Origin of the sequence: Nostoc sp. CCY 9925 (assembly GCF_963920935.1) — a bacterium.
GTDB lineage: Bacteria > Cyanobacteriota > Cyanobacteriia > Cyanobacteriales > Nostocaceae > Nostoc.
In genome coordinates this window covers 1-15,897 of the sequence record NZ_CAWUDO010000143.1, presented here as the reverse complement: position 1 = coordinate 15,897, position 15,897 = coordinate 1, and the positions used below count along the sequence as shown (strand labels likewise).

The following is a 15,897-nucleotide window of genomic DNA, read 5'->3' as shown; positions in this document are numbered from 1 at the left end:
GCGATTAAGCTTCTTTAAGTATATATGTACTACATTTAGATGCGTTCGCCCTGGATCCGGTAAGGGTTATAAAAAACTTTTCGGTCTACTGACACTGCAAGAGCAAACCTTCTGCCCTCAGCATGGCTGCGTTCTTCACTCTCATTATTCCAACTTAAGTTGGAATAGAATCTGAACTTAAGTACAGTTGAATCTTAGTACTTTAGATCGCTGATGAGCGATCTTTTTATCACTAAAAATATGGACTCAGAATTGATGACAGCTTTAAGCTAACTCCATATATTAGGTTATATAGGACTCCGATTCCAAAACTGGACGCAGTGTTTCTATATCATCCTGATGAGCCGTTATTCAGAGAATTACAACAACGTCAATTAACCCCTACTGGTCGTGCAAAACTCCGAGAACGCATGAACGCATAAATGGAAGGTTCAGGTAAAAACCTCTGATTTTCCACAGTAGTGAATAAACTCATCTCACTGCTACCAATTAAAAATCAGAGGAGAGGATATTTGTACTAAGTGCAAACTATACTCTATTTTTTACAAAGCCTTCAAGTCATAACTAGCGGTTAGATGTCTGGCTCCGACAATTATGTACAAACGATTTTGAAGAAAAAATCATGTCTGCTAAAGAATTAACGACGGCTACAACTAAGACAACAATCGATCTCGAACAGTTTTACATGAGAAATTTCATGTGTTACTTTAAAAACAAAGATTAACTGAGCTAATCCAAAGTTAATCTGAAAATTATCGAAAGGTGAATAATAACCAGCAAATAATTCATGTTTTTCTGAACAGTAATAGAAATGCCAGATAGTTCCTTGTTTGATTTGGAGTTGAAATAGTTACAATATTCAATTTTCTCTAAAAAGCCATAAAAAGTAATTGTTAAAATTATAGTTTTTATGGTTTTTTATAGGAAAGTGAGTAAATCACAATTCTATGCATCAACTTCCAATTTTTACCGATTTAGTTTCAGCTTACTAGATTAGACTTTTTGCAAAAATCCTTTTTTGCATTCTCTTCTGGAGCGCCTCTCTTGCCTCGTGCATGAGATAAAAAATATTTATGCAAGAGACTCCATGAACAAAGTCCACAACAAAGCAATGAAAATATCTCTTTCCCAGTCTCCAGTCCCTATTTTCAAGCTAGGTCTATTCAAAATTCCCAATTGACAATTTTGATATGTTTAATACCCAACATTAGGCTAGCGTTAGAGCTTTTAATGCAGATGTGAAGTGTCGCTAGGCAAAGAAAAACATTGAAACAGGCAAAAACTCGTTTCCACCGAACAACGAGTCTGGGATGTATGACTCCTATTTGATTTTTGAAAAAGACATATTTCGTTCGGTAAAAATTGTTGTCAATTTTTACCCAACAAGTTAATGGAGCTTTGCTCAACCAAGATTGAAACTTTAGTCTATTTAGCATGAATCGAGAGTAATCTTATGCATACTAACTTTACAACTTTAGTTGACCTGTTACATTACAGAGCCATCCATCAGCCTAATCAAACCGCTTATACTTTTTTGGTGGATGGAGAAACAGAAGAAGTCAGCATTACTTATCAAGAATTAGACCAAAAAGCACGAGACATTGCTATAGCACTGAAGAGTAAACAAAACGCTGGAGAGAGGGCACTTCTGCTTTATCCACCTGGACTAGAATTCATTGCTGCTTTTTTCGGGTGTTTATATGCAGGAGTCATTGCTGTTCCCGTGTATCCACCGCGACGCAATCAGCGTATGACAAGATTACAAGCCATCGTTAAAGACGCCCAAGCAGCTTTTGCACTGACAACAACATCTGTTCTTACCGATATTGAAAGCAGCTTCAAACAAGAACCAGAGTTAGCAACTGTGTCTTACATTGCTACCGAAAATCTGACTCCTCACATTCGACAGGATTGGCAGCCTATAGAAATCAAGGACGATACATTAGCATTTCTACAATACACTTCTGGTTCAACCGGAACACCGAAAGGAGTGATGATTACTCACGCCAACTTGCTACATAATTTGGCTCAAATTTATCAAGCTTTTGGACATTCCCTTGATAGTCAAGGTTTGATCTGGTTGCCACCATACCATGATATGGGGTTGATTGGTGGAGTGCTGCAACCCCTCTACGGTGCTTTTCCTGTCACACTTATGTCACCCTTTGCTTTTCTCCAAAAACCTTTACGCTGGCTTCGCGCAATTTCTCGCTATAGAGCAACTACTAGTGGCGGGCCTAATTTTGCCTATGACCTATGTGTGGATAAAATAAATCCCTCTGAGCTAGCAAATTTGGATTTGAGCAGTTGGGAATTGGCTTTTAACGGAGCAGAACCCATACGTGCCCAAACCCTTGAAAGGTTTGCAACAAAGTTTGCATCTTGTGGTTTCCAGAAGAAAGCATTCTACCCCTGCTACGGTATGGCAGAAACAACTTTACTAGTTTGTGGAGGTTCAAAAGAAAAGTTACCAGTTTTGCAAACAGTTAACGCAGCAGAGTTAGAACAAAATCAGGTAGTAGCTGAGAGCGAAAATCAGAAAAGCCGTACCCTTGTGGGTTGTGGAAAAACTTGGCTCGATCAGAAAGTAGTTATTGTCAATCCAGAAACTTTACTTGAGTGTCCGTCCAATAAAGTAGGAGAAATTTGGGTTGCAGGTACAAGTGTTGCTAGTGGGTATTGGAAGCACTCTCTTGCAACAGAACAAACTTTTAATGCCTGCCTCAAGAGTACCGATGATGTTCCTTTTGTACGCACCGGAGATTTGGGTTTCCTTGCAGATGGTGAGTTATTTATTACAGGACGACTAAAAGATTTGATTATCATTCGAGGTCGCAATCATTATCCACATGATATTGAGTTGACTGTACAACAAAGCCATCCCGCATTGCGACCTTTTTCTGGAGCTGCATTTTCGGTAGAAATTAATGAACAAGAACGGTTGGTAGTTGTTCAAGAAGTGGAGCGGAGTTACTTGCGCCGTTTGGATGTGGATGAAGTGGTTAAGGCCATTCGTCAAGCAGTTTCTTTTGAGCATGAACTACAAGTTTATGCGATCGAATTGCTGACAACAAACAGTATCCCAAAAACTTCTAGTGGAAAAATTCAGCGTCATGCTTGTCGAAATGGTTTTCTTTCGGAAAGTTTGAATGTTGTAGGAAGTTGGACTACTGACCCAAATACTGAATTACTGGAAATACAAACAGAAATAGAAATTCTTTTTAACCAGATACAAAATTCGGGACATCAAAAATCATCAGAAGGGTTCGATAAATCTCTAGAAAAAACCTTGCAAAGTTATGTTTTTACCCCAGAAACAATCGAAAACTGGCTGGTTACTCATCTAGCCTTGTACCTAAAAGTACCGTCAAATGAGATAGACATCAAAGAGCCTTTTGCTACTTGCGGTCTTGATTCTTCAGTGGCGATTACTATGACGGGTGACTTAGGACAATGGTTGGGTTACGAACTAGAACCAACTCTATTCTGGGAGTACCCTAATATCCAGGCGTTAGCTGAACATTTAGCGGTAGAATGCCAGTCCTTAAGTAAGTATTCTGCAATTAGTGTTTAAAGAGGTGCATGAAATGAAACCAATTACCACTACCAACCAACAGGCTATTAATTCTATTGAGATTAAAAAACCAGAAGCAGCAAAACCACTTAAATTTAATCCTTTCGACCCAGAGTTTCGTGCTAACCCTTATCCAATCTACCATCGCTTCCGTTCAGAATCTCCCATACATCGAATTAACAATTTCACCGGTGATGAATGGTTAGTGACACGTTATGAATATGTCAAAGCAGTCTTAAACGACTTGCGTTTTTGCATCGATGACCTACCAGAGCGTCTCAAACAAAAAAGCTTTTATCTCAAACAGCATGGGGAATTTGAAGGACTCAGACAAACGATTAGCAGTTGGTTATTCTTTCTCAATCCGCCCGACCACACTAGGTTACGAGGGATAGTTGGTAAAGCCTTTTCTCCTGGAGTGGTAGAAGATATGCGTCCCCAAATTCAGAAAATTGTGGATGAGTTAATCGATTCGGTTCAAGAAGACGGAGTAATGGACATTATTCATAGCTTGGCTTGCCCATTACCTGCAACTGTGACTGCGATGATGCTGGGTATGCCAATTGAAGAGCGCAATAAGTTGATACAGTGGGCACACGACTTATTTCGTGTATTTGACCAACCATTATCGTTAGAAGTTTATAAGCACTTAAATCAGGTGGCTCTAGAGTTTAAAGAATTTCTCAGTACGCTGATTAAAGAACGAGAAAAGAGTCCAAAACAAGACTTACTCAGTCATCTCATTGCAGCAAAAAATCAAGGTGACAAGCTCAACGAAGAAGAGCTAATGGGTTTTTGCGCGATGTTGTTCAGCGTTGGTCAAGAAACTACAGAGAATTTTATAGGCAACAGTATGCTTGCGTTATTACGTCACCCTGACCAATTGCAAAAGCTAAAACACGAGCCAACAATCATTCCTAGCGCAATTGAAGAACTGCTACGCTATGATAGTCCGGTGCAGTTGATTGCCCGAATCGCAACTGAAGATGTGGAAATCGGTGGAAAGACGATTAAAGCAGGAGACAGAGTTCATTTGAGTTTGGGAGCTGCGAATCGAGATCCTGCCGAATTTATTGACCCTGACAGCATTCAACTTACTCGCAAGCATAACAGCATACCTTTTGGCTCTGGTATCCACTATTGCCTGGGTGGTGCTTTGGCACGCCTTCAAGGTCAAGTAGCTATCAATACACTGATTCAACGACTTCCTGGCTTACAGCTTAGTACAGATAAGTTGGAGTGGAGAAATAACATTGTTTTACGAGGTTTGAAGGCTCTCCCTGTAACTTTTACATATTGAGTATCTGAATCCCCCACTTTCTTGTTCTGACTCCTGAATTCTTCTTCAACAAAATTCAAGCAAGCCATTAGCGTTATGAATAGAGAACCGATCGCAATTATTGGGATAGGATGCCGTTTTCCTGGTGCCAAAAATCCACAAGCATTCTGGCAACTGTTGTGTGACGGTGTGGATGCAATTTCTGAGATACCGAAAGACCGATGGGATGTAGAATCCTTCTTTGATGCTGAGGAAACGAGTACCCATTGGGGAGGCTTTGTGGACAAGGTGGATCGGTTCGATCCAGAGTTCTTCGGTATTGCTCCACGAGAAGCTTTGAGCATCGATCCTCAACAAAGGTTTTTGTTAGAGGTGACTTGGGAAGCGCTAGAAGATGCGGGAATTGTACCAGAGTCTTTGTCTGGTTCGCAAACAGGTGTGTTTGTTGGCATTGGCACTCACGACTACTCGGTGCTGACATGGAGTCAATCGGTTAACGAGCCTTATGCAACTACAGGCACTGGTAATTGTATCGCGGCAAATCGCATCTCCTATCTGTTTAACTTACACGGCCCAAGCGTGTCTATTGATACAGCTTGTTCTTCTTCTCTAGTTGCAGTTCATCTTGCTTGTCAAAGTTTATGGAACCACGAATCTCAACTAGCTTTAGCTGGAGGTGTAAATATACTGTTATTGCCTACAGCTATGGCTGGTTTTGCAAAAGCCGGGTTTTTATCTCCTGATGGTCGTTGCAAAGCCTTTGATAGTGGAGCGAATGGCTATGTTCGTGGTGAAGGGGCTGGTTTGGTTGTTTTGAAGCCATTATCACAAGCTCTAGCTGATGGCGATCGCATTTATGCTGTTATCCGAGGTAGCGCGGTCAATCAAGACGGGCGCAGTAATGGACTAACTGCACCTAATCCACAGGCACAGGAAGCTCTTTTACGAAAAGCTTATCGAGTTGCGGGTGTCTCACCTAGCGAAGTGCAGTATGTTGAAGCTCACGGTACGGGCACAAAACTTGGCGATCCTATGGAGATGAAAGCTTTAGGAGCGGTGCTTGCAAAGGGGCGCGACAAAGAAAACTACTGCGCTGTGGGTTCGGTCAAGACGAATATTGGACATCTAGAAACAGCAGCCGGAATTGCTGGGTTGATTAAAGTAGCACTGTCACTTAAACATCAGCTGATTCCGCCAAGTCTGCATTTTCAAGAACCAAATCCTTATATTCCTTTTCATAAACTTCCTTTGCGAGTTCAGGAGACTCTCGGCCCTTGGCCAAACGGAACTAGTGCTGCACTTGCTGGAATCAGTTCCTTCGGCTTTGGTGGGACTAATGCTCACGTAATTTTGCAAGCAGTACCAACCAATGAAGATGAATTACCTGCAAAATCCCATCCCCCTCTGCATCTTCTCACTTTGTCAGCTAAGAGTCAGAAGGCCCTTCAAGAACTAGCACAAAGTTACCAGGAGTATTTGACGCAGCATCCTGACGTAAACCTTGCAGATGTTTGCTTCACAGCTAATACTGGGCGATCGCATTTTAACCACCGTTTAGCTGTTGTTTCTGAATCTAATGTGCAGTTGCACCAACAACTGAGTGCTTTTACTGCTCTTGAGGAAACTGCTGGAGTTGTAAATGGTCAAGTACAGAGCAACAAGCGCCCTCAAGTTGCATTTTTATTCACTGGTCAAGGCTCTCAATATATCAATATGGGACGCCAGTTATACGAACAAGCACCAATCTTTAGGGAAGCCCTCAATGATTGCGATGAAATTTTACGTCCCTACCTTGACGAGTCACTGCTGAAAATCATCTACCCTGAACCGGGAGAAACCTCAGATCTAGAACAAACCAAATATACTCAACCAGCCATATTTGCAATCGAATATGCTCTGGTACAGCTTTGGAAATCTTGGGGTGTTGAGCCAACAGTCGTTATGGGGCATAGTGTTGGCGAATACGTTGCTGCAACTGTAGCAGGCATCTTGAGTCTGGAAGATGGGCTAAAGCTAATTGCCGAGCGATCGCGCTTAATGCATAGCTTACCGAGTGGCGGTGAGATGGTTGCAGTATTTTCTGACGAAGCAACCATTCGGAAAATTACTCAAATAGACGATAAAAGAGTAGCATTTGCGGCGTTTAACGGGCCACAAAACACCGTCATCTCTGGGGAACAACAAGCCGTTCAGGAAATCTGCACAGCTTTGAATGCCGCAAAAATTGTCACGAAAAAACTATATGTTTCCCACGCCTTCCATTCTCCTCTAATGGAGCCAATACTGGGAGATTTCCGCGATTTTGCAGCCAGCATTAACTATACTCCGGGGCAAATTAAATTGATTTCCAATTTGACGGGAGAACAAGCTCAAGAAGACATCACTCCAGATTACTGGTGCGAGCATTTGCGATCGCCCGTGCAATTTGCAACTAGTTTGCAAACACTTTCTACCTCTGGTTGTGAGGTATTTGTGGAAATTGGCCCAAAACCCACTTTGTCGGCAATGGGACGCAAATGTCTTTCAGAAGGAGTAGGAGTTTGGCTTCCCAGTTTGTCCCCAGGGGTAGATGATTGGCAACAAATGTTTCAGAGTCTGGCTCGACTGTATGTACATGGGATATCGGTAGATTGGTCTGGCTTTAAGCAGGACTATAATCTGAGGCGGGTGGCGTTACCTACTTATCCCTTCCAACGTCAACGTTATTGGTTAGAAGGTCTTGGAGTTAAAAATTGCCAAAAAGCACCTGCTAATAAGCTGCAAAATCAACAAACACACCCACTCCTCGGTCAACAGCTGCATTCTGCATTAAAAGAAATTCAGTTTGAATCCCAAATCAGCCAGGATTCACCCGCGTATTTGCAGCATCATCGGGTTTTTGAAAATGTTGTTTTACCAGCTACAGCTTATATAGAAATGGTTTTAGCTGCTGGGGCGAATATTTTCAAATCTGACAATCTAGTTTTGGCAGATGTTGTTATCCAACAGGCGTTAATTCTGCCAGACAATAAAGATAAAACACTCCAGTTAATTTTGACGCCTGAAACTTCTTCAGCCTACACCTTTGAGATTTTTAGCCTGACAACGGAGGAAAAAGACCAACCTATTTGGACGCTACATGCTTCCGGAAAAGTCTTAGCAGGAGACAAATCCGAATCTCTTGAGGAAAATTGGGAGACTTTAAGAACACAATACACCCAAGAGATATCCCTGACTGATTTTTACCAACAGTTTAGCGATCGAGGAATTGATTATGGTTCTTTGTTTCAACCAATTAAACAACTTTGGCAAAAGCAAGAATCAGCTCTAAGTCAAATTCGATTACCAGAAACGTTAATTGCAGAAGCACAAGAATACAAACTACACCCAGTTTTACTAGATGCTAGCTTCCAAGTGTTAGGTGCTATTTTTCCCAATCATGAAAACAAAACTACTTATTTACCCGTAAAGATAGAACGCCTGGAAGTCTATCGTCCTTCTGGTATCCATGTGTGGAGCCAAGCCCAGATGCATCCTGTGAAAAACTCGAATCCACGGATTCTCAGAGCAGATGTATTTATGTATACTTTAAATGGGCAGAAAATAGCAGAACTGAAGGGTTTGCAACTGATACGAACAAGCGATAAAGCCTTGCGGGGAATCACACAGGAATCTTGGCAAAATTGGCTTTATCAAGTGGAGTGGCGTCCTCGCGTGCGTGCCTTAACTAAGCAATTACCTGCTGATTATTTATTAAAACCTGTAGAGATTGATACTAATCTCCGCTCCCAAGTAACTGAATTGCTTGCTCAAAAAGATTTGCTAACTTATGGGGAATTACTGGTTCAGTTAGAAGCATTAAGTATTGACTATGTACTAAGTGCCTTGAGTACAATGCAGTGGGAATTTCAACTTGGGCAGCGCTTTTCTACAGCATTCATGGTACAGCAGTTGGGTGTAGTCAGCCAACATTGGCGGCTAGTGGAGCGTCTGCTAATGATGCTAGTTGAAGTGGGTGTGTTAGAGTATATCGATTCTCAGTGGGAAGTGATTCGGCTACCACATATACCTAATGGATCTGATCTACAGGAGCAATTGCATAAACTTGCAGTTGAGTATCCAGATGCGATCGCAGAATTAACTCTACTGCAACGTTGCGCTGCTAATTTGGCACAAGTCCTACGAGGAGAGTGTAATCCGCTAGAATTGCTATTCCCTCAAGGAGATTTAACTACAGCCACCCAATTGTATCAGGATTCTCCAGGGGCAAAGGTGATGAACACTCTAGTACATCAGACGGTCAAACAAGCTTTAGAGCGTTTGCCTGCTTCTCGTAGGCTACGAGTGCTAGAGATTGGAGCCGGAACAGGGGGAACGACTTCTTATATTCTGCCTGTACTTCCTCCCGATCTCACAGAATACGTTTTTACCGACCTATCTCCCAGATTTAACATAGTTGCACAACAGAAATTCCAAGATTATCCTTTTGTGCGCTATGAAGTTTTAGATATCGAACAAGACATCGAGCCTCAAGGGTTTGAGTTCCATCAGTACGATATAGTCGTGGCTGCGAATGTGCTACATGCAACTAAAGATTTGCGTACTACTTTGGAGCATATACAGCAGTTGTTAGCACCAAATGGTATGCTCGTGCTGTTGGAAGGAACCACTCGCCAACTTTGGTTAGATTTGATTTTTGGCTTAACAGAAGGTTGGTGGAATTTTACTGATTTAGATTTGCGACCCGACTACCCGTTGCTGGCTACTTCCCAATGGCAGGAAGTGTTACAGCAAATGGGATTTCAACAAGTTGTCACCATCCCGTCTACACAACAGAGCCAACAAGCTGTAATTGTGGCGCAAACTTCATCCGAGCCTCAGATTTCCCAGCCCCAGAATTGGCTGATTATGGCAGATAAATACGGAGTTGGTCAGGGTTTAGCCAAACAATTGCGATCGCAAGCACAGCTATGTACTCTAGTTTATAAAGGAAACGATTACCAACAACTAAGTCCAGAAGAATTTAAGATAGACCCTACTAAACCAGAAGACTTCAAAAAGCTACTAGCAACAGTAGGAGCAAACCAATCTCTGCACGGAGTAGTCAATTGCTGGAGTTTAGATGCAGTCACAGCAGAAGCCTTAACAACTGATAATTTAAGAGTAGCTTCACAGGAAGTATGCGGTGGTACCTTGCACCTAGTTCAAGGAATAATACAGGCAGGGTTCTCTCAGCCTCCGCGCCTATGGTTAGTAACCCAAGGAGCGCAGTCTGTCGCCAGCGAAAATTCTCAGGTTCCAGGAGTGGCTCAATCTCCCTTATGGGGTATGGGAAAAGTAATTGCTCTGGAACATCCAGAATTGAATTGTGTACGGGTGGATTTAGATCCCCACAACCTGGGAGATCGGGTACAAGAGTTGTTTGCAGAAATCTGGTCAGAGGATACTGAAGACCAAGTTGCTTTCCGCAACCAAAATCGTTATGTGGCAAGGTTAGTTCGTCGCCCAAAAATCGAAGAATCTGTTGTGAAAAACGGGCTTGAGGTTCCGCAAAACCAACCTTACCGACTAGAAATATCTACTCGAGGAACCTTAGAAAATTTGACGCTACAGCCGACAACACGTTGTAAACCCGGCCTTGGCGAGGTAGAGATCCAAGTGCAGGTGACGGGGCTGAATTTCTTAGACATTTTCAATGCATTAGGTCTTATAGATCCCCGACCACTTGGAGGTGAGTGTGCGGGTTTGATAGTAGCGATCGGGGAAGGAGTAGAAGGCTTTAGTATCGGAGATACAGTTGTAGCTATAGCTCCTAGCAGTTTTAGCCAATATGTCACGGTTAATGCTGCTATGGTGGCACACAAGCCAGAAAACCTGAGCCTTGAAGAAGCAGCTACAATCCCAATTACATTTTTAACTGCTTACTATAGTCTACACCATCTAGCCAAGATATCTGCAAAAGACCGAGTATTAATTCATGCCGCTGCTGGCGGTGTGGGTCAGGCGGCAGTCCAATTGGCTCAACAAGCTGGAGCAGAGGTTTTTGCTACAGCTAGCCCCAGCAAGTGGGAATTTCTCAAATCAATGGGAGTAAAACACATCATGAACTCCCGGACTCTAGATTTTGCTGATCAGCTAATAACAACGACTTCTGGTGAAGGAGTAGACATCGTACTCAACTGTCTGACTTCAGGAGAATTCATTGCTAAAAGTTTATCAGTTTTAGGAAATCAAGGTCGCTTTTTAGAAATTGCCAAAAGGGGTGTTTGGGAAACTGATGATATTATCCAGGCACGGTCTGACGTATCTTACTTTCTCATTGATTTAGTACAAGTGTGTCAACAGCAGCCCACTTTAATACAGTCTATGCTGTGCCACCTCATGCAACAGTTTGCACAAAGGAAGCTCAAACCTCTACCACGAAAAACTTTCCCCATCCAGAACGCGGTCAACGCTTTCCGCTATATGCAGCAAAGCAAACATATCGGTAAAATTCTGATCGCCCATGACTTACAAATTGTTGAAAAAACTAGCTACAAGCCGTCAGTCTTTCGTGAAGATGGTACTTACCTAATCACAGGTGGTATGGGAGGTCTGGGTTTATTAGTTGCTCGCTGGATGGTCAACAACGGAGCGCGACATTTAGTACTAGTAGGGCGCAGTGGTGCTAGTTCGTCTGGAAATAACCAGTTGCAAGAGCTAGAACAAGCTGGTGCTAATGTAGTTGTGGCTAATGCAGATGTGTCTGATGTCGAACAAATCAGCCGAGTGTTGTCACAAATTCAAGAATCTCTACCACCTTTGCGGGGGGTGATTCATGGAGCTGGAGTTTTGCATGATGGAATTTTACAACAACAAACTTGGCCGCGCTTTGCTGATGTCATGGCTCCCAAAGTAGAAGGAGCTTGGAATCTCCATACATTAACCCAAAATCAGCCTTTAGACTTCTTTGTGCTGTTTTCTTCGGCAGCTTCTTTACTAGGCTCTCCGGGTCAAGGGAACCATGCAGCGGCAAATGCTTTTCTGGATGCTCTAGCATATTATCGTCAGTCTTTTGGATTACCAGGATTAAGCATTAACTGGGGAGTTGTGACTGAGATTGGAGCAGGAGCTAAACGCCAAGCAGGTAAATGGATCGAGACGAAAGGAATAGGAACCATAACCCCCCAACAAGTATTAGAAATACTAGAGGAACAATTGTTCTCCCAATCCTGCGTCCAGGTGGGAGCAATGCCTGTAAACTGGTCGCAGTTTAACGAACAATCTGCACGTTGGTCTTTCTTTGCTGAATTTTTCCAAGCATCCAGCAAGCCAGAGAAAAAGCATTCAAGTTTTGTCCAACAAGAGTTTTTGCAACAATTAAAGGATGCTCCCATTACCGATCGCTCCGTGCTATTGAGAGCTTATCTTCGTTCCCAGGTTGCTGAAGTTCTAGGTATGAGTTCAGCAGAAAACTTAGATTTGTATAAGCCTTTGAGCAATATGGGATTTGACTCACTAATGGCTATTGAACTGAGAAACCGGGTCATGACCTTGTTAGGAGTAGACATACCTGTGGTGAAGTTTCTTGAAGGTCTAAATATCAGCGAATTAGCAACGTATTTAGACGAGCAACTTTTCTTTGTTAACTCCATCTCAACAAAGTCTGTTGCACAAATAGCCGAATCAAGCCAGAACAATCGGATTCAAGGTGAATTATGAATTTAGTTGAGTTTCTCCAAAATCTTTCAGCAAAAGATGTCAAACTGTGGACTGATGGTGAAAAACTTTACTACGAAGCATCCCAAGATGTATTGACTCCGGAATTATTGACCGAGATTAAGCAGCACAAGCAAGAAATTATATATTTACTGCGGGAGGAAGTTGTCACTAATAATACCTTTCCTCTTACCTATGGTCAGCAAGCCCTTTGGTTTTTGTTCAAACTTGCACCACAAAGTTCTGCTTACAACGTTGCTTTTTCAGCTCGCGTCTGTTCTCATATAGATGTTTTGGCTCTGCGAAAGGCATTTCAAGCATTGATAAATCGCCATCCCGTGCTTCGCACAACCTTTGACGAGCAAAATGGCGAACCAATTCAAAAAGTTCATGCTGATGGGGAACTCTGCTTTGAAGAGACGGATGCTTCTACCTGGAATGAGGATGAATTGAAAAAGAGAGTCGTTGAAAGATCCAAGTATCCTTTTGATTTAGAAAATGGGCCACTACTGCGGGTTAACTTATTTCATATCTCAGAACAGGAGCATATCCTACTAATAAGCCTTCACCATATTGTTTGCGACGGATGGTCTCTTTGGATACTTCTTGATGAGTTGCAGGCGCTTTACAAGGGAGAAAGTATGGGATTTAGCACCCCTCTTTTACCTCTGGACTTATCATATAAAAATTACGTTGACTGGCAGACAAGAATACTTGCTGGTTCAGAAGGGAAAAGTCTTTGGAAATACTGGCAACAAAAGTTAGCAGGTGAGTTACCGTCTCTCAATTTATCATCTGACCGACCCCGACCATTGGTACAAACTTATCAAGGAGCATCTCATCATTTTCAGCTTCCTGAAGCATTGACCTCTAAACTAAAAGAATTGGCTCAGGCTAATGGAGTAACCCTTTATACTATTCTCCTTGCAGCCTTTCAGATACTGCTTTATCGCTATACTGGTCAGGAAGATATTTTAGTCGGTTCTCCAACTGCTGGTAGGAATCAGACGGAATTTGCAGCAATTGTCGGCTACTTTTCTAACCCAGTTGTCTTGCGATCGCAAATCTCTGGTGACTTAACCTTCAAAGCTTTTCTCGCTCAAGTGCAAAAGACTGTCTTGGAAGCGATCGCCCATCAAGATTACCCCTTTGCGCTACTAGTGAAGAAATTGCAACCGAAGCGCGATCTCAGCCGCTCGCCAATTTACCAAGTATCATTCTCCTTGCAAAAACCACAACAATTTGAGGCAGTCGTAGATTTATTGACATCAAGCGAACCAGGAACCCAATTAAATTGGGGAGGTCTGACTCTAGAGCCTTTTGACATGGCACAGCAAGAAGGTGAGTTAGATTTAACATTAGAATTGGTAGAAACAAGCAAATCCCTTGTAAGTGTTTTCAATTACAATGTAGATTTGTTTGATGCAACCACAATTACCCGCATGGCAGGGCATTTTCAAACCTTGCTTGAGGGGATTGTAGCCCATGAAGAGGAGCGCCTTGGGGAATTCCCCTTGCTGACCGAAACAGAGCGACATCAGTTGTTAGTGGAGTGGAACGACACTAAACCAGATTACCCACCAAATCTCTGTATCCATCAGTTATTTGAAGCACAGGTAGAAAGGACACCGCATTCAATAGCATTGGTATTTGAAAACCAACAACTCACTTACTCCCAGTTAAATACAAGAGCGAACAAAATAGCGCATCATCTACAAGCATTGGGTGTAGGGGCAGAAGTACTAGTCGGCATCTGTATAGAACATTCCTTAGATATGGTAGTGGGAGTGTTGGCTATTCTCAAAGCTGGTGGCTCATTTGTACCGCTTGACCCAGCTTACCCAAGGGAGCGATTGGCTTTCATGCTAGAAGATGCGAAAGTATCAGTACTGTTAACTCAGCGTGGGTTAGTTGAAAGCTTACCCGAACACGGGGCAAAGCTAGTCTACCTAGATGAAGAATGGCAATTTTCCCAGCAGAGCCAGCAAAACCCAGTAAGTGAGGTGACAGCCAACAATCTGGCTTATGTAATTTATACCTCTGGTTCTACGGGAAAACCCAAGGGAGTTCTAATTTCTCACGAGGCGATCGTCAGCCATTGCCTAGCCGTACAAGAATATTATCAAATCAACTCACAAGATCGAGTATTACAGTTTGCTTCACTCAACTTTGATACTTCCCTTGAGCAAATTTTTCCTCCACTGATTAAAGGAGGAAGCGTTGTTTTGCGCGATCCGGAAGCATTGAGTCCCCAAGAGCTTTTGGCAAAAATTTCCGACCTGAAAATCACTGTAGTTGATTTCCCAACTGCCTACTGGCAGCAAGTAGCTAAAGAATGGAGCGAACTGGCAGATAAATGGACAAGCAATCAACTAAAACTGATTACCATTGGCGGAGAGATGATGCTACCCGAATATCTGCGTCTTTGGCAGAAAACACCAATGAGTTCAGTACGCCTCATAAATGCCTATGGTCCAACGGAAGCAACAATAACCGCAACAGCTTTTGAAGTTGCGAAATTTTTTCCAGACAGTGCCAAAATTCCTATTGGTCGTCCTCTAGGAAACAGAACAATTTATATTCTCGATAAAATTGGCAATCCTACACCCATCGGTGTGCCTGGTGAATTACATATTGGCGGCCCTACTTTAGCTAGAGGCTACTTAAATCGTTCTGATTTGACGACTCAAAAGTTCATTCCTAACCCCTTTAGCAATGAATTAAGGGCACGCCTATACAAAACAGGAGATTTAGCGCGATACTTACCTGATGGCAATATCGAGTTTCTCGGTCGCATCGACGACTTGGTGAAGATACGCGGCTTCCGGATTGAACTAGCAGAAATCGAAGCCGTATTGAGCCAACACCCAAGAGTACTGCAAACTGTAGTCATAGCTCGACAAGATAACAAGGGCGATAAACGTTTAGTAGCGTACATTGTTCTAGATAAAGAGAGGACGCTGACAACTAGTGACTTACGTCAGTACCTCAAAGAGAAACTGCCTGAGTATATGGTGCCAAATGCCTTTGTAATGCTGGATGCGTTGCCTTTGACTGTTAATAAGAAAGTAGACCGGAAGGCGCTGCCAGCACCAACAGATTCTCACTTGCAGTTAGAAGCAACTTATATTGCTCCTCAAACGGAACTAGAACAAACCATAGCTAAAATTTGGCAGGCGGTATTAGGGCTACAGAAGGTAGGAATAAATGACAATTTTTTTGAGCTAGGCGGTCATTCATTACTCATAGCTCAGGTTCACAGCCAATTGAGAGAAATCCTTGACCAGGATGTATCAATAGTCGAAATGTTTCGGTATCCAACCATTCGAGCGTTAACTCACTATTTAAGTCAAAAACCAAGCAAAAA

4 protein-coding genes are annotated in these 15,897 nt (G+C 42.6%); all 4 read left to right on the top strand.

The features are described 5' to 3' along the window. Window positions 1–1,453 precede the first annotated feature (1,453 nt). Window positions 1,454–3,574 carry an AMP-binding protein gene (locus ACM0OY_RS36320; RefSeq protein ID WP_414573581.1) on the top strand — a complete coding sequence of 707 codons (2,121 nt, stop codon included), beginning with the start codon at window positions 1,454–1,456 and terminating at the stop codon, window positions 3,572–3,574. Between the two features lie 13 nt (window positions 3,575–3,587). Next, a complete protein-coding gene (locus ACM0OY_RS36315; protein ID WP_414573580.1) occupies window positions 3,588–4,874 on the top strand; it encodes a cytochrome P450 in 1,287 nt (428 codons plus the stop codon). A 75-nt stretch (window positions 4,875–4,949) separates the two neighbouring features. Next, window positions 4,950–12,533 carry an SDR family NAD(P)-dependent oxidoreductase gene (locus tag ACM0OY_RS36310; RefSeq protein ID WP_414573579.1) on the top strand — a complete coding sequence of 2,528 codons (7,584 nt, stop codon included), beginning with the start codon at window positions 4,950–4,952 and terminating at the stop codon, window positions 12,531–12,533. Beyond that, window positions 12,530–15,897, top strand: a 3,368-nt coding sequence (locus ACM0OY_RS36305) for an amino acid adenylation domain-containing protein (protein ID WP_414573578.1), incomplete at its 3' end; no start/stop codon positions are given. The genes ACM0OY_RS36310 and ACM0OY_RS36305, both read left to right, overlap by 4 nt.